Below are 23,338 nucleotides of genomic sequence, written 5' to 3' on the forward strand. Positions count from 1 at the left end.
GCGGCGCCATGACACCTCTCGTAAAACGACTCCCGCGCGAGCTGCGCCGCAATATCGGTAAGTACCTGGGCATCTTTTTGCTTATGTGCGGAAGTATCGCCCTCACGTCGGGCTTTTTGCTCGCGGCGCATTCCATCGGTTGCCTTATCGACGACATGCGCGACGAGTACACGATTGAGGACGGCCGCGTGACCACCTCCTTCGAGGCCACCAAAGACCAGCTCAAGGCAGCCGAGGATGCAGCCGACGACGTCGGCGGCGTCACGCTCTACAAGAATTTCTCCATCGACGCCATCATCAAAAAGACCGCCGGCGACGACGGCACCAAGCGCACGCTGCGCACCTATGCGCACCGCACCAAGGTCGATATCGCGTCCTACTGTGAGGGCAGGCAGCCTAAGGCGGACGATGAGGTGGCAATCGACCGTGTCTTCGCCACCAACAACGACCTTTCCGTGGACGATAAGGTCGAGCTCGAGGGCCGCACCTACACCATCTGCGGCATCATGACCCAGCCCGATAGCCAGGCGCTGTTCCTCAACAATTCGGACTTTACGGTGAACACCATCACCTATGGTGTTGCCGAGGTCACCGACGCCGGCTTTGCCGCGCTCGAGGGTGCCGGTGGCGCACCTGCCTACACCTACTCCTTCACCTTTGCCGATCGCGATCTCTCCACTGCAGATCGCATCGATGCCGAGCAGGATATGGTCGAGGCGCTGACCGACGCCGATGCGCGCGTGGATGACCTCATCGACGCCGATTCCAACCAGGGCATTGGCTACGCGCGCGACGACGTGGACGGCGACTCCATGATGTGGATGACGTTGCTCGACATCATCATCGTGATCATGGCGTTCGTCTTTGTGGTGCTCACCGACGCCACCATCGAGGAGGAGAGCGCCATCATCGGCACGCTGCTCGCCAGCGGCTATCGTCGTCGCGAGATCGTGCTGCACTACCTGGCACTTCCCGCCATCGTGGGCGTGCTCGCGGCGCTTTTGGGCACCGCGCTCGGCGTTGCGTTCTTTACCGAGCCCATGCGCGGTCTCTACTACGGCTCGTACAGCCTGCCGCCCTTCCAGGTGTACTGGAGCTGGGAGATCTTTGTGAAGTGTGCCGTGGTTCCCGCCGCCGCGCTCATTCTCATCACGCTGGTGGGCCTGCTTCGCAAGATGGGCAAGACGCCGTTGCAGTTCCTTCGTCACGAGGCGAGCGGCAAATCGGGCACCAAGCGTGGCCTGCAGCTGCCGGAGCGCATGGGCTTTGTCTCGCGCTTTCGCCTGCGCGTCTTCCTGCGCAACCTGGGTAACTTCGCCACGCTCTTCGTGGGCATTGCGTTTGCCTCGCTGCTGCTGCTCTTTGGCCTGGCGATCCTGCCCACGATGACGCACTATGCGGACAACCTCGAGACGAGCCTGGTCGCCGAGCACCAGTACACGCTCAAGGCGCCGCTGGAGCTCGGGGGCACTGCCGAGGAGCGCGAGCAGTGGTCGGCACTCGAGCGCTTGCAGTCGGTTGACGGCGCGCTGCTTTCTGCCGCCCAGGATGCCGATGACGAGCTTGACGACGCGGCCGATGCGGCGCAGACGGCAGCCGACGCCGCAGCCAGCTCTCCGTCTGCCGAGAGCCTGACCGCAGCGCAGGATGCGCTCGCCAAGGTCCAGGACAAGAAGGATGCGCTCTACGCGCGCCTTGACGATCTTGCCGATGCCCTCGGCTGCAACCGCGACGGGGCTATCGACCTGATCGACAAGGCGTCGAAAATCGACACTGACAACGACGACATTCACCCGGTCAACACGACCGACAACGGTGCGGGCACAATCGCGCAGGCCGAGAAATATGCCGTTTACCAGCTGCAATACGACCGCGGCGATGGTAATGGCGAGGAGACGATTTCCGTCTATGGCATTTCATCTGACTCGCGCTATTGGAAAGACCTCAACGTCGGCGATGGGCGCGTCGTCTTTGGCGGCGGTCTGCTCGATAAGTTTGGCTGGAGCGAGGGCCAGAAGGTCACGCTCAGCGACAAGTACGAGGGCGAGCATTATTCCTTTGAGTACGCGGGCAAGGACTGTGCCTGGGGCTCAAAGTCGGACATGAATATCTATATGAGTATCGATGACTTTAACGAACTGTTCGACAACGATGCCGCCTACTTTAACGGCTATGTGAGCGATGAAAAGCTCGACCTCGATGCGCGCTACTTTGCCGGCGACACCACGCCCGACGACATGCGCGCCGTGGGTGACCAGTTCATCGGCATGATGAGCAAAATGATCGGCATGATGGTTGGGCTCGCGGTGTTTATCTTCCTGCTGTTTATGTACCTGCTGACCAAGGCTGTGATCGACCACAGCGCCCGTTCGATCAGCTACATGAAAGTCTTTGGCTATCGCGATAGCGAGATCTCGCATCTGTACATTCGGTCGATCACGCTGTGCGTGGCGGCGTCGCTCGTGCTGAGCCTGCCGGTCATTATTGGCTCGCTCACGGCCATCTTCCGCTCGATGCTGCTTGCCTACAACGGCAATATCGAGATCTACGTGCCCGCTTGGTCCATGGCGGCGTGCGTGGGCATTGGCTTTGCGACCTACCTGGTCGTGGCGCTGCTACACACGCGCTCTATCAAGCGCGTCAGCCTGGCCGAGGCGCTGAAGGTGCAGGAGTAGTCGTTGGGGACGTCCCTAAAAGACTAGTCGCTGGGGACACTCTTTCGCCACCCGGCAGGAAAGGGGCGTCCCCAACGACTAGGCGCCGCGCTTGACTTCGACCCTACTTCAACGGGTACCATCTCCTATGTCTGTAACGCCATATAGACCGAGGGGATATATCTATGACCGCAACTGCACCCGCAGCGCCCGCTAAGGTGTACTTCACCAACCTGCGCACGCATGCTCGCGAGAGCCAGCTCGACAAGCTCAAGCGTCTCATCCGTCACGCCGGTATTGAGCAGATCGACTTTGAGAACAAGTTCGTCGCTATCAAGATTCACTTTGGCGAGCTGGGCAATCTGAGCTTTTTGCGCCCCAACTACGCCCGCGCCGTCGCGGATGTCGTGAAGGAGCTGGGCGGCAAGCCCTTCCTCACCGACTGCAACACGCTCTATGTGGGTAGCCGCAAAAACGCGCTCGAGCACATCGATACCGCCTACCAGAACGGCTTTACCCCGTATGCCACGGGTTGCCAGATCATCATCGCCGACGGTCTCAAGGGCACCGACGAGGCGCTCGTCCCGGTCGAGGGCGGCGAGTACGTGCGCGAGGCCAAGATCGGTCAGGCGCTCATGGACGCCGATATCGTGATCAGCCTCACCCACTTTAAGGGCCATGAGCAGGCCGGTTTTGGCGGCGCCATGAAGAATCTTGGCATGGGCGGCGGCAGCCGTGCCGGCAAGATGGAGCAACATGCCGCCGGCAAGCCGAACGTCGCGACCGAGCACTGCGTTGGCTGCCGTGCCTGCGAAAAAATCTGCGCGCACGACGCCATCTCGTTTGACGATACCCGCGAGCGCGAGCTTGCCAACGGCAACACCCGCACGGTCCACGTGGCCGCCATCGACCACGATCGCTGCGTGGGCTGCGGACGCTGCATTGCGGCATGCAATCAGGACTGCATCAAGCCCGGCTATGACGCCGCGGCCGACGTGCTCAATTGCAAGATCGCCGAGTACACCAAGGCCGTCGTCGACGGCCGCCCGAGCTTCCATATCTCGCTTGCCATGGATATCAGCCCCAACTGCGATTGCCATCCCGAAAACGACACGCCTATCGTCAACGATATCGGCATGTTCGCGAGCTTCGACCCGGTCGCCATCGACCAGGCCTGCGCCGATGCCGTCATGGCATCCGAACCGCTGCCCAACACCGAGCTCACCGATAGCGCGGCCAAGATGGAGCATAGCCACGAGCATCTGGAGGGCGAACAGGCCAAGGACCCCTTCTGCATCACGCATCCCGACACCGATTGGCGCACCTGCATTGCGCATGCCGAGAAGATCGGCCTAGGCACGAGCAAGTATGAGCTCATCGAGGTCAAATAGAGCCTAGCTATTGAACAAAACAAGCGTTTTTGTAGCGCAACGTTAGCAAAAGCCGCCCGCGAGCACAGCTCTCGCGGGCGGCTTTTTGGAAGTGCTAGGGGGTCAGATAGACCAGTAAACCGTGCTATTCGCCTAAAAATACTCGTCGAGGAAGTTGTTGACCGTATTCCAGTAGAGCTCGGGGTCAACTTGCGCACTCTTGGCGTGGGTGGCGCCATGTATGGTGAGCTTTTGCTTGACCTTGCTGGCGCACGCGTCGTAGTTTTGGTCGAGCATCTCGTACGGCACAAAGGTGTCCTGGTCGCCGTGGATAAACAGCATGGGAACCGTCGCGTGTTTGAGTTGCTCCACGCTGCTCGCCTTATGAAAGTCGTAGCCTGCGCGCACGTTGCACACCAAGTTTGCTACATCGAGCAAGGGAAAGCTGGGCAGGCCGAACACGTCCTTGAGCTGCAGAGAAAACTCGTCCCAAACACTCGTATAGCCGCAGTCCTCGATAATGCATTTCACGTTTGCGGGCAGAGATTCCCCCGCGACGTTCATGGCGGTTGCCGCGCCCATCGACTCGCCAAAGACCAGGATGCGCGCCTCGGGGTCAGCCTGAACGATTCGCTCGATCCATGCGACGATGTCGAGGCGCTCGGGCCAGCCCATGCCGATATAGTCGCCGCCGGAGCGTTCGTGGGCGCGGGCGGCAGGCGCGAGCACGTTCATGCCGCGGTCGTGGAATCGCTTGACGTATCGGGCCATACCGATGGGCTCGTTGGTATATCCATGCAGGCAGACGGCGTAGTCGTGCGTGCTCTCCGAAGCAGCAAAATACCAAGCGGCAAGCTCGGTTCCGTCATCTGCGGTGAGGCTGCTGCTCTCGCGATTCTCTTTAAACCACGCCCGCGCCTCGGTTTCCTCGGCATCCGGCTGCTCACCTTTTTTGTCGTTCTTGCTATCCTGCATCATCTTCATGGTGTACGGCGCTTGGGGGTTCAGGGCAAAGTCAAACAAAAAGTTGCCGGCAAACCCCAGCAGCGCAACGACAACCACCAGTGCAACGATGCCGACTATCTTGAGCTTTCGATGGGAACGTGCGTTTTGAGCCATGCGGTATTCTCCTATAAGATGTTAATACATCAACATTTAATGCAAGCGCATTATGGACGTTCGCCGTTGATGCGTCAACAAGCAAGGAATGGGTAAACAAAGGGTCACATATGGTGCAAATTTCGCACGCACCCAGACGCTTTGATATAGTGTTGAGAACTCTTTACGTTGGAGGATGTAACCGGCATGTCCGATTCGAGCGACAGTTCTAAGCCGCGACCCAAGACCGCGGCCGTTCCACACTACACGGTGGGCGAGGAGATCATGAACTCCGTCACCCATGGTGTCGGCTGCCTGCTGGGTATCGCCGGCCTGGTACTCCTGATCGTATTCGCTGCCCTGCGCGGCGGAGGCCCGGCCCACATGGCCGCGGCAATTGTCTATGGCGTCAGCATTATCCTCGAATATCTGGCCTCCACGCTCTATCACGCGATTCAGCCCGCTCGCGCCAAGCGCGTGTTTCGCATCATCGACCACAGCTGCATCTACCTGCTCATAGCCGGCAGCTATACGCCGTTTTGCCTCATCACGCTCGCAAACGACGGCGGCCCTATGCTGTTCTTTGCCGTGTGGGCCATCGCCATCATCGGCATCGCCCTCGAGTGCTTTATGCGCGAGCGTCAACCGCACTGGGTAAGCGGCCTGGTCTACCTGCTGATGGGCTGGCTCGTCGTCTTTAAGCTGCCCGAGCTCGTGGCGCTGCTGAACCCCGTCGCGCTTGCCCTGCTCGCCGTCGGCGGCGTGTGCTATACCGTGGGCGTGCCGTTCTATATCGCCAAAAACGTGCGCTATCTGCACAGTGTTTTCCACTTGTGGGTGCTCGCCGGCAGCATCTTCCAGTTCATGGCGGTGATCCTCTTCGTAATCTAGCGACCATGCCCACGGCCCCGCTCGTACGGGCGCCGGTGCAATTGCCGTATCCGCCATCAACGTTTTACCCTGACGTCCCGAATCTTGGAGGTTCGAGAAACTCCCGATGGACATAACCATCTCCCTTATTACCACGCTCGTCCTGACGCTTATCAACGGCTACTTCTCCATGTCCGAGATGGCTCTCACCACGGCCAAGCGCGCCGTGTTGGAGCACGATGCCGAGGAGGGCGATAAGCGCGCCGAGCGCGCCGTTCAGCTCGCCGCCGACTCCGATCAGCTGTTGGCCACCATCCAGGTCGCCATCACGCTCGTGGGCTTCGCCTCATCCGCCGTTGCCTCGACGAGCCTGTCCGACCCGCTCGCCACGTGGCTCATGAGCTTTGGCATCGCGCCGCTCTCCGCCATCGCGCGCGGCCTGGCGCCGGTCATCATCACCGTCGCGGTCGCCTTCGTGTCCATCGTGATCGGCGAGCTTGTGCCCAAGCGCATCGGCCTGGCCAATGCCGAGGGCGTGTCCAAGCAGGTCGTGGGACCGTTGTCGTTTTTCCAAAAGATCGCCCGTCCGCTCGTGTGGCTGACTGGCGCTTGCTCCGATGGCCTGGCCCGCCTTCTGCGCATCAAGAGTGCCGACGACCGTCAGAACGTCTCGGAGGAAGAGATCAAGTACATGGTCTCGGAGCAGGACGACCTGCTCGACGAGGAAAAGCGCATGATCCACGAGATCTTCGACCTAGGCGACACCGTTGCCCGCGAGGTCATGGTGCCGCGCGTGGACACCACCATGTGCGAGGACGACGAGACGGTCGCCAGCGTGCTATCCACCATGCGCCAGACCGGCTTCAGCCGCATCCCCGTCTATCACGAGGACCCCGACAACGTCGCGGGCATCGCGCACATCAAGGACCTGATCCAGCCCGCGCTCGACGGTAAGGGCGACCAGCCCATCGCCGGCTTTTTGCGCGACGCCACCTTTGTGCCCGACACCAAGGACATCCTGCCGCTGCTGTCCGAGATGCAGACCTCGCACGACCAGATCGTGGTGGTCGTGGACGAGTACGGCGGCACGGCCGGCATCATCACCATCGAGGACATCGTCGAGGAGATCGTCGGCGAGATCGAGGACGAGTTCGACCCTGACAACAAGTACCTCACGCGCCTCTCGCGCCGTGAGTGGCTCGTCGATGGGCGTTTTTCGTGCGATGACGCGATTGAGCTTGGTTGGCCGCTCGAGGAAAGCGATGATTATGAGACCATCGCCGGCTGGATTTTGGAGCTTTGCGACTCGGTGCCCGACATCGGAGAGGTGTTTGAGGTCGCGGGGTACAAGTTTAAAGTGCAGTCGATGCGTGGCCAGCGCATCTCGCTCATTCGCGTGATCGCTCCGGCCGAAACCGATAAGAAGGATTCCGAGTCTTCGGTAGACGAGCCGACGACGTCGGGTGCGGGTTCCGCGAATCCGCACGACGGCGACGAGTAGGACAAGGAAGAGTAGGGGAGAGTTATGGCAGGCCTGTTCAACATCCTTAAGGTCACCGTCAGTGAGGACAAGATCTGCGCGCATGTGCTGGTGAACCCCGGCATGCCGCTCATGACCTCGGAGGACATCGAGGCCACGGCGCGCGTGTACTACCTGGTGCCCGCGATTGCCAAGCACCTGTGCCTGGGCGATTCCGGCCGCGAGTTCCAGGACTGCATGGGTCAGACCGAGCTCTGCCACCTGCTGGAGCACGTGACGGTCGAGCTCATGAACGAGACCGGTCTTGCCGGTAGCATCTCGTGCGGCCGCACGCGCGTAAGCGAGCATGACGAGCGTGTCTTTGAGGTCGAGCTTTCGTGCCCCGATGACGCACTGGCCATCGGTGCGCTGTCGTCGGCCACCTTTATGATGGACTGGGCGTACCTGCACGCCGACCAGCCGGCTCCCGATGTGGACGGTACGGTCGCGGGCCTGCGCAACCTGGTGCTGGGCATGCGCGCCGAGGCCGAGGGCAAGGATCCTCACGAGGCCGTCGCCGCTGCGAACGGCGAAGATGCTGCCGAGGACGAGGGCGCTGACGAGGGCGCTGACGAGGGCGATGTGCCGGTCGACGCCGAGCCCGTTGCCGATGCGACCGCCGAGCCCGTTCCCACCGAGCCCCAGGGCGTCCCCAACTTTGACGACGAGCCCCAGGTGGCGATTGATACCGAGGGCGCGGTTGCCGAGAACCACGAGGCCTCCGCGGCCGTCTTTGGCGGTGCGGCGACGGTTCCGGCAGGACCTGCGCATGAGGGCGGCCTGCCGCTCGTGGACGGCGCCGGCGAGGACCCGGGTGCCACGGTGGCCATGCCGGCTATGCCTCAGGAGTAGGCCTACGCGTTTATCACCATCACGTACCTGCGTCTTTGCCGTACGCAGATGAGCGGAGCGGCAAGTGATGCGCTGCGGGTATAATGGACAGCATTCAAACGGTGGGCACCGACGTGCCCGCAGGAGAGGAATGATCATGGGTAAGACTTTCAGCTTTGTCTCCGGCGCACTTTTTGGTGCCGCTGCCGGCGCTATTATCGGTGTTGCTCTGGCCCCGCGCTCGGGCGCCGAGACCCGCGCCATGGCTGCCGATATCGCCAACGACGCTTGGGACAATATGCGCGACACCTACGAGCACAGCGCCGAGGAGGCCCGTGCTGCGGTGAATGACTTTGGCCCGATGGTCGACGCCAAGACTGACGACCTGCGCGCCAAGGTCGACCTGGCCCGCGAGCGCATGGACCAGCTGCGCGAGCAGCTCAACGACGCCATTTCGGGTGGCAACGTGACGCCTGCCGCCGACGTCGTGGTCGAAAACGCCGTCGAGGCTGATACCGAGGCTGCGGAGCCCTCGACCGAGGCATAATGCGCGCCGGGGATTTTGTCGGCGCCAAGATCTATCGCAAGCCTACCGAGGACAAGCGCACCAAAAAGGACGGCACGCCGCGCAGCCCTAAAAAGCTCGGAAAGATTCACTTTCCGGTCTTTACCCCGGGCGGTACGCGCGTGGTCGGCTTTATGGTCCGCCAGTCCGATATCGCGGGCATGATCGAGCGTCCCGACCGATTCGTAGCGCTCGACGCCATTGGTGTCTACGAGGGCGCCATTGCGGTCGATGACGTTAAGGACACGTACGATGCCGCCGCCGCCAAGCGCCTCGACATCAACCTGGACGATTGCATCATCTGGGTCGGTATGGACGTGCGCACGGAATCGGGCGACGTCGTGGGCTATTGCTCGGACGTCGAGTTCAAGCCACGCTCGGGCATCGTGCAGGCATTCTATGTGACCGCCGGTGCTGCTTCGAGTGTTTTGGTTGGTGACACGCAGGTGCCGCCGACGATGCTGCGCGGCTACGAGAACGGCGCGATGGTCGTCTCAGACGAGGTCAAGTCGCTCGGGTATTCGGGCGGTGCGGCTGCCAAGGCCGCCGAGGCCAGCGTCGTGGTGGGCGACAAGGTCAAGAAGGGCGCCAAGGTGCTCGACGACAAGGGATCGGTTGCCGTGGACAAGGGCAGTCGCGCACTGGGCAAGCAGCTCGGCAAGACGCGCGGCATGTTCAAGGCCTTTAAGGACGAATACCAAAAGGCGAGCGGAGGCTCGTCAAAAGCTACAAAATAGCGACGTACCAAATGATGGGAGGCAAGCCGGAGACCTGTTGCTCCGGCTTGCTGTGTTTATGGGGGAGGGCACATGCGCCAAAACGGATCCAACTTAAACGGGCGTTCGGGTGCGCGTCCGACGGCGCGCCGCGACCTGGGGCAGCTGCCCAGCGGTCAGCGCCGCCGTCGCCGTAAGCCCGGCGCGATGTACCTCAACCATAGCCGCGGGTTTAGCGACCGCAGCGCGCGCATCGGCAACGGGCGCTCGCCGCGCCGACCGTCCCGTCTGCCCTATGCGCTCATCGCCGTGGGTTGCGCACTCGTACTGTTTATCGCTGCCGTCGTGGGCTACGTCAACCGCAGCGTGGACGTGGAGCTCAACGGCCAGAAGACCGCGGTGCGCGTGGGCTCTACGCTGCAGAATCTCATCGACGACCAGGAGTTGACTGACACCTACGACGCAGGCGACCTGCTGGCCGTCGATGACAGCGTGCTCAAGCGCCATGGCGGCGAAAAGCTGTCGGTTAAGGTGGACGGCAAGCGCATAAAACAGGGCAAATGGGATAGCCGCGAACTTGAGGGTGGCGAGAAGGTGACGGTCAAGGATGGCCGTAACACCTACGAGAAGCATGAGGTTCAGGCTACGGTTATCGAGCCCAAGCTCAAGGTCGAGGGCACGGGCGCTATCGAGTATGTGCAGACGTGGGGCGTTCAGGGCCGCTCCGAGGTGTGGGTTGGTGAGCAGTCGGGCAAGACGCAGGACCGCGGCGAGGTTGTGCCCGCCACCGATTGCGTCGTTGCGTGCGCCAGCGTGGCGCCCAAGGGCAACGAAAAGTACGTGGCGCTGACGTTTGACGAGGGTCCGAGCGGTGCGACCAAGCAGATTTTGCAGGTACTCAAGGAAAAGGGCGTCACCGCGACGTTCTTCCTTTCGGGCGATGCGGCCGAGGCCTCGTCCGCCACGGCCAAGGCGATTGTCGATGCCGGGTGCGAAATCGGATCCAACAGCTACAGCGACGATTCGCTCAAGGGTCAGGACCGTGAGGCGGTACGCGAGCAGATCACGAAAGGCACCGATGCGATTAAGTCGGCGACCGGCGTGAAGACGATGCTGCTGCGTGCTCCCTACGCTGCCTTTGACGAGCAAAACTGGATTGATGCGATGGACCTGGTTTCCGCCGTGGTCTCGTGGAATATTGACTCGGGCGACTGGCTGCTCAACGGTGCCGACGAGCAGGTCTCGACGGTGCTCGATTCGGTGACGCCGGGCAATATTGTGTTGCTGACCGATAACGATGAATGCGCCGAGCAGACGCTTGAGGCACTGCCGCAGATCATCGACGGCCTTGTCGCCGACGGCTACAAGATCGTGACGCTCAGCGACCTGATTAAGACGGACACGTCGCTGAGCAAAAAGCTCACCTCGCTGACGAAGGTCACCATGCCCAAGGACGCCGTGTTCCCCCAACTTGCCGAGGACGATGATACTACAGAGTAGTCATTGGGTAGTCGTTTAAGAACGTCCCCAATGGCTATGTCACGGATGCGTCAGCGTTTGGTATGCCTGCAATGTGCAGCGCATAAATTCGATGCCGCAGGGCGATGCTGATGCTATAGTTACTGCGGTTAATGAGGGTCAAGAGAAAGGTTACAGGTGAAATCCAAACCTCGACCATACAGTCGATGACCCCATGCAGGTGCTTTTTGCGCATGCACGGGGTGTAAGCGTCGAGCGGCGTGCCGCCCGCGCATGCGTATACATATCCAGAAGCCCCCGGACGCCGCACGCGCGGCCGCGTCCGGAGGAATAATGATGGGGAGCACCATTGAATTATCTGAGTGAGATGCTCAAATTGCCAGTCTTGGACGTCGACGGCGAAAAGCTCGGCGTGGTCAACGATTTTGGCATTGCAACCGGCGAAGTTTTTCCGCACGTGACGTCGCTCGCGTTCCGCGGTCCCGGCAAGACGCCGTTCATGATCAGCTGGCGCAAATGGGTCGACCGTATCGACGAGACGGGCGTGTATCTCAATACGTCTGCCACCAATATTCGCTTCTCGTACCTGCAACCGACCGAGCTGTTGCTGGCGCGCGATGTTCTCAATAAGCAGATCGTCGACACGCAGGGCATGAAGGTCGTGCGCGTCAACGACATCAAGTTTTCCATGTCGGGCGAAAATCAGCTGCGTCTGCTGGGTGCCGAGGTCGGCGCCCGCGGTCTGCTACGCGCCATCAGCCCCGCGCTCGAGCACGTCGTCGAGGGCTTTATGAAGCACCTGGGCAAGCCGCTCAGCGAGGATATCATCGCTTGGTCCTACATGGACCTGCTCGACCGCTCGACCAAGAACATTCAACTCTCGGTGTCGCACAAGACGCTCGGCGAGCTGCACCCTGCCGACATCGCCGACATTATCGAGCAGCTCGACCCGCGCCTACGTGCGCAGGTGTTTGCGCAGCTCGATACTGCCCAGGCCGCCGAGGCCATCTCGGAGTTCGATGACGACGAGCTTATGACCGAGATGCTCGAGGGCCTGTCCGACACGGACGCATCGTCGATGCTGGCCATGATGGACCCGGACGACGCTGCCGACCTGATCGACGAGCTCGATTACGAGAAGGCCGAGAAGCTCCTGCGCCTGATGGGTGTCAAGGAGGAGAAGGCGATTCGTAACCTGCTGGGGTATGAGGACAACACCGCCGGCCGCATCATGACCTCGGAGTTTGTCTCCCTGCCCGCCACGGCAACGGTCGGTGACGCCATCGAGGCGATTCGCGAGCTCGACGAAGACTTCGAGAGCGTCTACTACGTCTATACCGAGGATCCGAGCGGCATGCTGACCGGTGTGCTTTCGCTGCGCACGCTGATCGTAGCCGATCGCGACGCCACGCTGGGTCAGCTGGCCTATCGCGACCTGGTCTATGTGTCGCCCGACGAGGACCAGGAAGACGTAACGGACGAGATGACCAAGTATGACCTGGTCGCTATCCCCGTCTGCGACGAGAACCGTCACATCCTGGGTATTGTAACCTTCGACGACGCCATGGACGTTATCGCCGAGGAGCATCAGGAGGACCTGCAGATCGCCGGTGTCGGCTCGGGCGATAGCGCGTCCGACGACTCGACGAACGTGCTCAGCTGGTTCGTGCATCGCCAGTACTGGGTTGTTGTATGGGGCATCGCGTCGTGCATCATGGCGACCGTGCTGGGAACGGCGCTCGGCTCCGCGCATCTGGTGGTGTTTCCCATGTGCGCCATGCCGCTCGTGCTGCTGGCGGCCTCGCGCATGGTGTCGTTCGTCAAGAACTACTTCCTGGAGTATGACGGTCACGACGACGAGCCCAAGCCGTATCTGGGGTTCTTCTTCCAGAGCACGGGCATGGGCCTGATTCTGTCACTCGTGACCTACCTGTGCGCCCAGCTGGTGCGCACCGCTGCGTTCCCCGATGCGTCCATGTTTGAGGAGCAACTCTTTACCGGGTGTTTTAATATCGCTGCCATCATTTGCCTGGTTGGCAACATGAGTGCCGTGATTTACCTGATGGTGCTGTTCTGGCGTGACGAGCATGACCTCAACACGTCGGGCACCGCCATGAACGTCATTGCCGTCATGATCTCGTGTGTGGCGTATTGCATCGCCGCGGTGCTGCTCGCCATGTCAGTCATGGGTTAGGTGGTCGCGTGCAAAATACCAAGCAAAAGTCGGGCACCAAGCAAAAGCTGACCATCGCGGCCATCTTTGGCGCTATGGGTCCCGGTCTGCTGGCGGCGCTTTCGGGCAATGACGCCGGCGGCATTGCAACGTATTCCAGTGCGGGCGCCAGCTATGGCTACAAGATGCTCTGGATGCTTCCCGTCATGACTGTGCTGCTCATCGTGACGCAGGAGACTGCGGCGCGCTGCGGCTGCGTCACGGGTAAGGGCCTGGCATCGCTCATTCGCGAGCGTTTTGGCGTGCGCAAGAGCGTGTTGGCCATGGCAGCGCTGCTGATCGCCAACACGGCTGTGACCATTTCGGAGTTTGCGGGCATCGCCAGCGGCCTTGCTCTCTTTGGCGTGCCGGCGAGCATCTCGGTACCGTTGGTGGCGCTGCTGGTATGGATGCTTACAATGTCGGGTAGTTTCCAGCGCATCGAGAAGATTCTGCTGCTGGTGAGCTGCGTGTTCGTGACCTATATCGTCGCCGCGTTTATGGCTGGCCCCAACTGGGGTGAGGTCGCGGTCGACCTGGTCGTGCCTAACATTCAAAATGACCCCAGCTACGTGTCGCTCGTGGTCGCAACGATCGGTACCACCATCGCGCCATGGATGATTTTCTTGGCGCAGAACAACGTGGTCGATAAGAACGCGGGCGAGGACGATATCGTGCTGCAGCGCATCGATACCGTGAGCGGCTCGCTTGCCGCCGATGTCATTGCCGGCTTTATTATCATCACGACCGGTACGGTGTTGTTCCCGGCGGGTATTCAGATTAGCGATGCCGCCGATGCCGCCCGCGCGCTGGAGCCCATCGCGGGCCAGTGGTCCACGGTGTTGTTTGCCTCGGGCCTGGTCGCAGCGAGCTTTTTGGCTGCCTGCGTGCTGCCGGGCGTTACGTCGAGTGCCATCTGCGAGGCTTTTGGTTGGGAGCGCGGCGCCGATCGCAGCTGGGACGAGGCTCCGGTTTACCGCGGCATCATTACGGCCATCATCGGCATTTCTGCCGTGCTGGTGCTTATGCCCGGTGTCGATCTGTTCCAGATTATGATGACCTCGCAGGTCATCAATGGCGTGCTACTGCCCGTGGTTCTGGTGTTCCAGGTGGTTATCGCCGCCGACCGTCACATTATGGGTGCAAACCGCAACGGTCGCGTGTGGAACGTGCTCACTTGGGCGACTATCGCCGTGATTACGGTGCTGACGGTTGTCATGTTTGTCCTGCAAGCGATGGGCTACAGCGCTTAGCGCCTCTTTTGGACTCCAAACAGGCCGCTGCCATGGGTTACGGCCTGTATTTTGCCTGTTATAGGGGGTTAGTTATATGGCAGTGGACAAAAAATGCCAAATATGAGTACTGTTGCTAAGTGAATAGCATTTACATCCAAGAAGATAATGAACATAGCCGATAGTATGTTCATTAAAATTGGCTCCAATATGCCTTAAACCAGTCAGGTTGGCTGCTTTAGGGGGTTGTAGGGGTCGCTCGGACGTCATTTTGGGTTGTTTTGCCTGCTACTAAAATGGTAACAGTACTCATATTTGCCACTTTTTGTCCACGACCTCTTGGAGTCGGCTCGAAAAGAGTGATTTTGGGTTGTTTGCTGCGGGTGTGGGCTTGGAAACAACGCTCGGGGTGGCGAGGCGCCCAGAATTCGGTCGCAAGGAGGGCGTTCCTCGGCTGTGCCAGGAGTGTCCCTAGGTGCCGGCACATAAGGAACGTCCCTAACTGCCGGAGGGGGTGCCTGCCGTGGCAGGCGCCCCCTCCGGATGTGGGAAGTTTGCGCTGCAGGTTACTTGTCGGTGCCCAGCTTGTGCGGCTTGAGAGCGAGCGCATTGACGAGTGCGTCGGTGGCAGACTTGACGGTCGCCGGCTGCGGATCGTTGACGTGATCCTCGGGATGCACAGGCAGGTCCTTCTTGACTGCATCGTGGATCAAGTTGAGGTACTCAGTCACGCCAGTGGTCGACAGGTGCGTGCCATCGCCATCGAACAGGTCGTTGCGATTGGCACTGTATCCGTACCAGTCGATAACGCGCACGTTCTTGTAGCGCGTAGCGGCGTTGGCGATGGCCTGGTTGGTAGAGCCAACCCACGGCTGCGGGCTGCGCGTGTTCACAAACACCACAATACGCTTATTTCCTGCATCGGCCATGATGGCGTCGATCTGGTCGTCGGTTACCAAGCCATTGGTTCCCAGCGCAAAGACCACGATCTTGCCGGCAAGGTTCTGTTGGAGATAGCCCTCAAATGTCGCGCGGCCCGCATCGAACTGGCGGCCCTTTTCGGCATCGATGTGACTGTGGGGGAACACGCCGTCAAAGGAATCGACGGCGCGCAGCGACACGGAGTCACCGATCATCAGCAGGTCGTAGGAGCCATCGGGGAAGCCGTCGTTGTCCTTGTCGGTGTCGTCGGCTGCCTGTTGGTCCGTTGGCGCGGTGTTCTTGGCTTCCTTGTTGAGGACTTCGGCGCCCTCACCGCTCAGTGCGGAGGTCTCCGGCACAAAGATCAGGCCGCCCAGCGCGATAACAAGCACGATGCCGCAAGTGGCGCACACGGGAATATGCGCGCGCACCCAGTTGGCGGGCGTGGTGGTGCCATCGCGGAATTCGGATACGGTGCGCCCAAAGGCGCCCTTTCTAAACGGCGTCTCGATAAAGCGATATGAGCATTCGGCTACGGCGACCACCAACAACACCTGCAAAATGTACTGCCACCACGGCGTATCGTTGATGTTGGCGACCGGGTTCATGAGCAACAGTAGCGGATAGTGCCACAGGTAGATGCTGTACGAGCGCTTGCCAACCCACACGAGCGGCTCGGCGGACAGTGCACGGGCAACCATTCCCTGGGGCTGCACGCAGGCCGCGATGACCATGAGCGTGAGGATGGAGCATAGCAGCGTGCCGCCGCGATACTGGAACGCGGTGTAGCCGTTGGTGAGCGCGACCATGGCGGCAAGGCCAACCAGACCCACGATGCCCAACACATCGATGGATGCGGGCGAGGACCAAAAGCGCACGAGGGCGCTCGGCTGTGCCGGGACGGTCTCGACTGCGTTGTCGGCCTTCTCGCCAGGCTTGCCCTCGGCGTTCTTGCCGTGCTTGGCGGCCCCGACCAAGCGGTCGAGCCCCAGGCGATGAGCGAGACGCACCGGCGCCAGGTCGCGATCGGGGATAAAGGCCATCCAAGCGCCCAGTAGCAGCGAGAACACGCGGGTGTCGGTGCCGTAGTACACGCGGCTGGGGTCGGCGGCGGGGTTATAGAGCACCATCATGGCGATGGCGGAGACAGCAGCCAGGCCCAGAACCACGCGGCGTGTGTTGGGCTTGCTCATGTGCATGGATACCATAGCGAGCAGCAGCGGGGGCCAAACCAGGTAGAATTGTTCCTCGATGGCGAGCGACCAAAAGTGCGTAAGCGGCGAGGGGTCGCCCAGGGCGTTGAAGTACGAGACGTTTTGGGCAATTTGCCACCAGTTGTTGAAGAACAGCAGCGACGGCAGGATGTCGGGGCGCATCTTGGTGAGCATCACGTGGTTAAAGATGGTGCACAGCGCGCAGGTCACGAACACTACCGTTACCACGGCGGGGACCAGGCGACGGATGCGGCGAATCCAGAAGCTCTTAAGGTCGATGCGGCCGGTCTTAGCGACTTCGTTGAGCAGCAAGCGCGTGATCAGATAGCCCGAAAGCACAAAGAAGATCGTGACGCCAAGCAGGCCGCCCTGAGCCCACGTGAGGTTGAGGTGATAGAGCACCACCGCGACGACGGCAAGCGTGCGCAGACCGTCGAGCGCAGGGATGTAGCGGGACTTGGGGCGAGCAGGCGTCTGCTCCGCGGCGGGAGTGTTGGCGCGGCCCGCGTTGTTGGCAGAAGCGCGATGGGGGCTCGCGGTGCGTCGCGGCTCGTTGGCACGGCGCTCGCCCTTCACGCGTTCGTGCGGCGCCGGCTCGTTGCCCGTGCGGCGTCGACCGCGCGAGCCCGATTGCGAGAGTTGTTCCATAAAACATCATCCAATGACGAGAATAATCAGCACGTATTCATTGTAGCTGCCTGCCCCTGTGAATGCTTGCTGCTGGCGCAAGCTCAAGCGCGCGTCCACATCAAAGTGGACTAAAGTTATAGGGGGTGCGAGAGTGCACAATCGTTGGTCGACGGTGGGCGCAAAGCCTGAAGACGAGGAGGTTTCCATGGCGGATCACAGCATCGTTGCGGTGTTCGGCAGCATGAACATGGACCTTTCGGTGGCGTGCGAGCGCATGCCGCGCGCGGGCGAGACGGTCGATGGCAGCGGTTTTATCACCAACGCCGGCGGTAAGGGAGCCAATCAGGCCGTTGCCGCTGCGCGCATGGGTGCGCGCACGTGCATGATCGGCGCTGTTGGGCGCGATACCTTTGGCGATGCGCTCGTGGCAGGGCTCCAGGATGCCGGCGTGGGCGTTGAGTTTGTGGCGCGTCGCGATGACGTGGAGACCGGTACCGCGACTATCATTCGCTGCGAGAGCGACAACCGCATCGTGCTGTCGCCGGGCGCCAACCATGCGCTTGCGGGCGAGGACGTTGCCCGCGCACTGAGGCGCTTGGTGGCCGACGAGCTCGACGGCGATGCCAGCGAGATTGCCCCGGCTGCTGGCAGCGTCTTTATCGCCCAGGGCGAATGCGATCTGATGGCAACGGCCGCGGCGCTCTCTTGCGCTCACGAGCTGGGGTTCTATACGATCTTTAACCCGGCGCCCGCCTGCGACCTGCCGGCAGGAGCGTGGCCAGCGGTCGACCTGGTCTGCCCCAACGAGACCGAGTGCCAGGTGCTGACGGGCATTCTGCCTACGGATGATGCGAGTTGCGTCGCCGCGCTCAATGCGCTGCTCGACAAGGGCGCCGGGGCTGCGGTCATCACGCTGGGCGGCGCCGGCTCGGTTACGCTCGGCGATGGCGGTGAGCCGCTGCGCATGCCGGCGCTTTCGAGCGCGGTGGTCGATACGACGGCCGCGGGCGATACGTTTATCGGCGCGTTGGCGGCGGCTCGTCTGGAGGGCCTGCCGCTCTTTGAGTGCATGGCGGCGGGCGCTCGCGCCTCGGCGGTGACGGTGTCGCGCCTGGGCGCTCAGCAATCAATTCCCACGCGTGCGGAAGTCGAGCACAAGTTTGGTTTAGACGGTTTGGATGTAGACGGAGAAGCGGAGTAGAACAATGGCAACCAAGAAGCTGATCCTTGATCTGGATATGGGTGTGGATGATGCGATGGCGCTTGCCTATGCCATCGCGAGCCCCGAGGTGGAGCTCGTCGGCATCACCACGTGCTTTGGCAACGTGCGCGTCGAGCAGTCGGCGCACAACTGCTTGGCGGTGCTCGACCTGTTGGGTCGTCCCGAGGTGCCGGTGTACCTGGGCGCCGATCGTCCCATGAAGGCAACCGAACCCTACACGCCGCCGGCGTCCACCGCGCTTATCCACGGCAAGAACGGCATCGGCGGCGCAAGCGTGCCCGCCTCGCCGTACGAGCCGGTGGGCGCGACGTCGGCCGATGGCAATGCGGCGGTCGATTACCTGATTGATGCCGCGCGTACCTATGGGCTCGATCTGGTCTACGTTGCGACCGGCCCGCTCACCAATCTGGCGCTTGCCCTGGAGCGCGATGCGGCGGCGATGATGTCCATCGGCCGCGTGGTCGTGATGGGCGGTGCGCTTACCGTGCCCGGCAACGTGAGCGCGGGCGCCGAGGCCAATATGGCAAGTGATCCCGAGGCGGCCGATGCCGTGCTGCGTTCGGGTCGCAAGCTCACTATGGTGGGGCTGGATGTGACGCATCGCGTGGTGCTCACGCGTCGCGACATTGCCGGCTGGACGGGCTCGGGCACTATGGCTGGCTGCGCGTTTGCGAGCATGGTCGAGCACTATATCGGTTCGTACGAAATGAACGCGCCCTACCTGGGCGGCTGCGCGCTGCACGATCCGCTGGCGGTTGCCGTGGCGATTGATCCCACGCTCGTGGGCGCGCTCGGCTGTAACCTGCGCGTTGACTTGCTGGGCGAGTATCGCGGCCGCACCATCTGCGACGAGCACCGTCTGTCCGATCCGGATAAGAGCGCGCTCGTGGCGCTCACCGTGGACGCCCCACGTTTCCTCGTGGAGTTTAAGGCGCGCATGGCCCGCGTCCTGGGCTAAACGGTTTCTGTGCCCCGTTCCAGATTAGCTACCGAGTAAATACGCCCGTTGGGGGAATAGTCGCGTCGCTTCGCTTGACAACAGGCTAAACTAGCTATTAAACATTTACTATTCTGTTTAGATTGAATTTGCGGTCGTTTAGTTGTCGAGTCACGGGGCGGTCAGGCCACGATGCTCGACCGCGACCGTTACTAGGGGGAACAATGGCCAAAGCAAGTGTTCGCGAGATCAGCCGCATCACCGGTTTTTCGCCTGCGACCGTGTCCAACGCGCTTAACCGCAAGCGCAGCGTGAGCGAGGAGACCGCCAAGGTCATCCTGGAGTGCGCGCAGTCGCTCGGCTATCAGCAGTCGACGCAGCTCGAGAGCATCCAGTTTGTGCTCGCGCGCAAGACGGGCGCCATCCTGGACGAGAGCACCTTTCATCCCGCGGTTATTGAGGGCGTGGAGCGCCAGGCACGTCGCCACGGCATGAGCACGAGCTTTGTCTCGCTCGACTTTAGCGATCTTGACGCCGTGCGCCCGCAGGTCGAGGGCCTGATTGCCGATCCGTCTGCCGCCATCGTGCTGATGGGCACCGAGCTGGGCGAAGAAGACTACGCCCTGTTCGCTAACGCCGCCGCCCACCTGATTGTGCTCGATGGCTGGAGCGACCGCCAGTACTTCGATGCCGTGGTCATTGCCAATACCGATTCGGTGCTGCGTGCCGTGGACTACCTTATCGAGAAAGGTCACAAGCAAATCGGCTATCTGGCGGGCGACCTTCGTATCCGCAACTTTAAGGATCGCGAGCGCGGCTATCGTCAAGCGCTTGAGGACGCGGGCCTTGAGGCCAACCCGACATGGCGCGTCACGCTGGGCACCACGCTCGAGGGCGCTTATCGCGACATGGGCGCGTGGCTCGACAACGCCTCGCACGAAGATCTGCCAACGGCTTTCTTTGCCGAAAACGACGTGCTCGCCGTTGGTGCCATGCGCGCGTTCAACGAGCATGGCATTCGCGTGCCCGAGGATGTCTCGATCATCGGCTTTGACGACCTGTCGCTGGGCGCTTTTTCCAACCCGCCGCTCACCACGGTGCATGTTCCCAAACACGAGGTGGGCGAGATCGCGGTGCGCCGTCTGGTGGGCAACATCCGCAATCCCAAGAGCTATACCTGCAAGACGGCCGTATCGACCTATTTTGTCGAGCGCCAAAGCGTGCGCGAGATCTAGGCAGAACGGCGTTTGATAAGCGATGCCCCCAGCTCGATTTTGAGCGGGTGGTGCTCGGCCTCGTCGATGATCTCGACGAGGCGTCGTGCGGCGATGGCGCCCATATACTGCGAAGGAACGTTGAGCGTGGTCAGCTGCGGCTGCACGTAGGTGCCGCCGATGTTGTTGTCGAAGCCGACAATGCGTACGTCATCGGGCACGCGATAGCCGCGCTCGATGAAGGCTTTCATGGCTCCAATAGCCACATCGTCAAAGACGGCGACGTAGCTTTGGGCAAGGGACTCGCCCGAATCAATAATGTCGAGCATGCCCGAGTAGGCCTCGTCTAGATCGACGGCGAGCTCGTGGATGATGCCGCATTTTTCCGACCCGGCTAGCTGACCGATGGCGTGCTCGTAGGCGAAGCGTCGTTCGGTGAAGTTGCCCAAGGTAATGGGCGTCGTTAACAGGCCGGGGACCGATCCATACTTCGAATACAGGTACTGTACGGCAAGTGTCATACTGGCAGCGTTGTCGATCTTGACCGTGTCGACCCCAACGCTCATGCATGAGTCCAGCAGCAGCAGAGGGCAGTCCAGCGATGCAAACGGCAAAAAATCCGACTCGTACATCTCGGTTGCGAGGATGATGACGCCGTCATATCGTGCCTCGGCGATGTCGGCGATCTGTTGGTGAATGTTTTCGAATGGCGAGTAGTTCACCAGCGAAAACGAGAATCCCGCATGCCTAAGGGCGCCCTCGACTCCGGCGAGCATGTCGGCGAAAAAGGGGCTCGCAAAGATGCGGCGCCGGTTAAAGGCAACCAAGGCAACGGTTCCGCTTCTTTGTCGCTCGAACTTAATCTTGCTAAAGTCGTAACCTAGGGCTTCAGCGGTGCTGAGCACCAGCTGCCGTGTTTTTTCGCTTACGCCGCGTCGATTGTTAAGTGCAAGGGAGACGGCCGCTGCCGAGATTCCCAGCTGATCAGCAATTTGTTTTGCAGTAACGGCCATGGTGGTTCCTAACGATTGTTAACTTAAAACGAGCTTAACATTCGGCTGTTCATTAAGCTAAATATTTAGTAAGTCAACTTAAGAATCGATAGAAGTTAAGTTGCGTCCCCAGTAGAGTTTGTCTCAACAAACGCAACAGCAAGGGGGACGAGATGATCAGCGTTATTTCCGAAATGCCCGTTACGGATGAGAGCTATCCGTTTTCGAGCGCCGAGCGCTACTGTCATCTGAGCGCGCATGGCTACGTCGAGCGCGAATATCGCGTTGACGGCACCGCCAACGTGTATCGCACTGCCGACGAAGATGGCGGCGTAGAGGTCATGACCGCCGATGCCCCCTATTCCAATCGCATTGTTGTCCGCGCACCCAAAGATCCGGCGCAGGCGAGTGGCAACGTGGTGGTCGAGATTATCAACCCCACATCGTTCATGGAAATCGAGCGCATGTGGATTCTGGGCTACGGCGAGTTTGTGCGCTCTGGTGACATCTATGTAGGCATCACCAGCAAGCCCAATACCATCGCCAAGCTCAAGGAATTCAATCCCGATCGCTATGCCTTTATGAATTGGGCGAACCCGACTCCCGAGCGACCCTTCGACTATGATCCGGCCGAGCTCGAGCGCGGCGGCGCACTTCCCGACATGGACATCTCCTACGAGACGGGTCTGTTTTGGGATATGCTGACCGATCTTGCGTGGCTCCTGCGCGAGGACTCCGACCTCAACCCGATCCGCGATTATCCGCACCAGGCGATCTGCCTTACGGGATGGTCCCAGTCAGGCGCCTATCTGTTCCGCTACCTCAACAGCTTTGCCTATCGCGAGGAGGTGCGCCGCGACGGCCGCGTGTTTGACGGCTATCTGTCCGGCGGCGGCATCCATTCGCTGTGCACTCCCGTCAACCAGTATGAGTGCTGCCGGGACTATGCGCATCACCTGATGCGCGTGGAGCACGTCGAGGAGCCGTTCATCGCCCTTCAGACCGAAAGCGAGAACGGTCGCTTTGAGAGTTGGCGCACGCTTATGCCCGATAGCGATGCCCCCGATTTTAAGTACCGGCTGTACGAGGTGACGGGCGCCTCCCACGATACGCAGTGGAGCTATGTCGACTATTACCAGGACGACGAGGATCTTAAGCGTATCGACCACCTGCCGGTGTATGTCGGCAAGCATGCCGAGGCAAACGCCTATCCGTCGCAGTATCTCTTCCACGCTGCCTTCCGCAACCTGTTCCGTTGGGTCCGCACCGGCGCCGCGCCGGCAACGTGCCCGCGCATTGAGCTGGATGCAAACGGCGAGAACGTAAAGGATGCCCTGGGCAACACCAAGGGCGGTCTTCGCACCTGCCTGCTCGAGCATCCGTTTGCCCGTTACTCCAACACGAGCCTGGTCGAGCCGGGTCAGGGCACGGTCGATAAGACGAGCGACAAGGATGGGCTGTTTGGCCACATGGAGTCGTTCTCGGCATCGATGCTCAAGGAGCTGTACGGATCGCTCGAAAACTACCGCGCCCTGTGCGAGCGCGATACGGCGATTGAGGTGTCGCAAGGCTTTGTCTGTGCCGAAGACGCCCGGGCGATCGTTGACTTTGCCGTGAGGTCCGCGAGCGAGCGGGGACTGAACTAGTAGGTATTAAGACCGG

At 61.0% G+C, this 23,338-nt stretch carries 17 protein-coding genes; 14 read left to right on the plus strand and 3 right to left on the minus strand.

Features of this window, described 5'->3' with window-relative positions; translation table 11 throughout:
- Positions 1-8: 8 nt before the first annotated feature.
- Together CSV91_RS08085 and CSV91_RS08090 are read left to right on the plus strand one after the other, a co-directional pair.
- Positions 9-2,675 carry an ABC transporter permease gene (locus tag CSV91_RS08085; RefSeq protein WP_099432466.1) on the plus strand — a complete coding sequence of 889 codons (2,667 nt, stop codon included), beginning with the start codon at positions 9-11 and terminating at the stop codon, positions 2,673-2,675.
- Between the two features lie 164 nt (positions 2,676-2,839).
- Positions 2,840-4,045, plus strand: a complete 1,206-nt coding sequence (locus CSV91_RS08090; RefSeq protein WP_099432467.1) for a DUF362 domain-containing protein — start codon at positions 2,840-2,842, stop codon at positions 4,043-4,045.
- Between the two features lie 132 nt (positions 4,046-4,177).
- Here the strand turns inward: CSV91_RS08090 and CSV91_RS08095 are convergent, their stop codons facing one another.
- On the minus strand, positions 4,178-5,143 hold the full coding sequence (locus CSV91_RS08095; protein ID WP_099432468.1) for an alpha/beta hydrolase: 966 nt from the start codon (positions 5,141-5,143) through the stop codon (positions 4,178-4,180).
- Between the two features lie 186 nt (positions 5,144-5,329).
- Here CSV91_RS08095 and trhA point away from each other — a divergent pair, with 186 nt between their 5' ends.
- From trhA to CSV91_RS08135, 8 genes are all read left to right on the plus strand, one after another.
- Entirely contained in the window at positions 5,330-6,013 is a 684-nt protein-coding gene (gene trhA / locus CSV91_RS08100; RefSeq protein ID WP_172622469.1) for a PAQR family membrane homeostasis protein TrhA, read from the plus strand.
- A gap of 106 nt (positions 6,014-6,119) precedes the next feature.
- Positions 6,120-7,493, plus strand: coding sequence for a hemolysin family protein (locus CSV91_RS08105; protein ID WP_099432469.1), 1,374 nt, complete (start codon positions 6,120-6,122; stop codon positions 7,491-7,493).
- 24 nt (positions 7,494-7,517) lie between these two features.
- Positions 7,518-8,363 carry a cyanophycin synthetase family protein gene (locus CSV91_RS10165; protein WP_232049593.1) on the plus strand — a complete coding sequence of 282 codons (846 nt, stop codon included), beginning with the start codon at positions 7,518-7,520 and terminating at the stop codon, positions 8,361-8,363.
- A 136-nt stretch (positions 8,364-8,499) separates the two neighbouring features.
- A complete protein-coding gene (locus CSV91_RS08115) occupies positions 8,500-8,889 on the plus strand; it encodes a YtxH domain-containing protein (RefSeq protein WP_099432470.1) in 390 nt (129 codons plus the stop codon).
- Positions 8,889-9,644 carry a PRC-barrel domain-containing protein gene (locus tag CSV91_RS08120; protein WP_055252569.1) on the plus strand — a complete coding sequence of 252 codons (756 nt, stop codon included), beginning with the start codon at positions 8,889-8,891 and terminating at the stop codon, positions 9,642-9,644. Before CSV91_RS08115 ends, CSV91_RS08120 begins: the two co-directional genes overlap by 1 nt.
- Positions 9,645-9,716: 72 nt before the next feature.
- Positions 9,717-11,123 (plus strand): polysaccharide deacetylase family protein, encoded by a 1,407-nt coding sequence (locus CSV91_RS08125; RefSeq protein WP_232049594.1) that lies wholly within the window; start codon positions 9,717-9,719, stop codon positions 11,121-11,123.
- A gap of 328 nt (positions 11,124-11,451) precedes the next feature.
- The gene (locus CSV91_RS08130; protein ID WP_099432471.1) at positions 11,452-13,296 is read left to right on the plus strand and encodes a magnesium transporter; all 1,845 of its coding nucleotides are present in this window, start codon (positions 11,452-11,454) and stop codon (positions 13,294-13,296) included.
- A 74-nt stretch (positions 13,297-13,370) separates the two neighbouring features.
- Positions 13,371-14,567, plus strand: coding sequence for an Nramp family divalent metal transporter (locus CSV91_RS08135; RefSeq protein ID WP_099432833.1), 1,197 nt, complete (start codon positions 13,371-13,373; stop codon positions 14,565-14,567).
- A 545-nt stretch (positions 14,568-15,112) separates the two neighbouring features.
- Here CSV91_RS08135 and CSV91_RS08140 read toward each other — a convergent pair.
- Positions 15,113-17,329 carry an acyltransferase family protein gene (locus tag CSV91_RS08140; RefSeq protein WP_099432472.1) on the minus strand — a complete coding sequence of 739 codons (2,217 nt, stop codon included), beginning with the start codon at positions 17,327-17,329 and terminating at the stop codon, positions 15,113-15,115.
- A gap of 187 nt (positions 17,330-17,516) precedes the next feature.
- Here CSV91_RS08140 and CSV91_RS08145 point away from each other — a divergent pair, with 187 nt between their 5' ends.
- From CSV91_RS08145 to CSV91_RS08155, 3 genes are all read left to right on the plus strand, one after another.
- Positions 17,517-18,512, plus strand: a complete 996-nt coding sequence (locus CSV91_RS08145) for a ribokinase (RefSeq protein ID WP_099432473.1) — start codon at positions 17,517-17,519, stop codon at positions 18,510-18,512.
- 4 nt (positions 18,513-18,516) lie between these two features.
- Entirely contained in the window at positions 18,517-19,491 is a 975-nt protein-coding gene (locus tag CSV91_RS08150; RefSeq protein WP_099432474.1) for a nucleoside hydrolase, read from the plus strand.
- A gap of 203 nt (positions 19,492-19,694) precedes the next feature.
- Positions 19,695-20,705 (plus strand): LacI family DNA-binding transcriptional regulator, encoded by a 1,011-nt coding sequence (locus CSV91_RS08155; RefSeq protein WP_099432475.1) that lies wholly within the window; start codon positions 19,695-19,697, stop codon positions 20,703-20,705.
- On the opposite strand, the gene CSV91_RS08160 is transcribed toward CSV91_RS08155, so the two are convergent.
- The gene (locus CSV91_RS08160) at positions 20,702-21,697 is read right to left on the minus strand and encodes a LacI family DNA-binding transcriptional regulator (protein ID WP_099432476.1); all 996 of its coding nucleotides are present in this window, start codon (positions 21,695-21,697) and stop codon (positions 20,702-20,704) included. The two genes, CSV91_RS08155 and CSV91_RS08160, sit on opposite strands and share 4 nt — an antisense overlap.
- Before the next feature lie 152 nt (positions 21,698-21,849).
- Between CSV91_RS08160 and CSV91_RS08165 the strand changes: the two genes are divergently transcribed.
- Complete coding sequence (locus tag CSV91_RS08165) at positions 21,850-23,322, plus strand: alpha/beta hydrolase domain-containing protein (protein WP_099432477.1); 1,473 nt, start codon at positions 21,850-21,852, stop codon at positions 23,320-23,322.
- Positions 23,323-23,338: the final 16 nt, after the last annotated feature.

The organism is Collinsella aerofaciens, from assembly GCF_002736145.1.
Taxonomy (GTDB): Bacteria; Actinomycetota; Coriobacteriia; order Coriobacteriales; family Coriobacteriaceae; genus Collinsella; species Collinsella aerofaciens_A.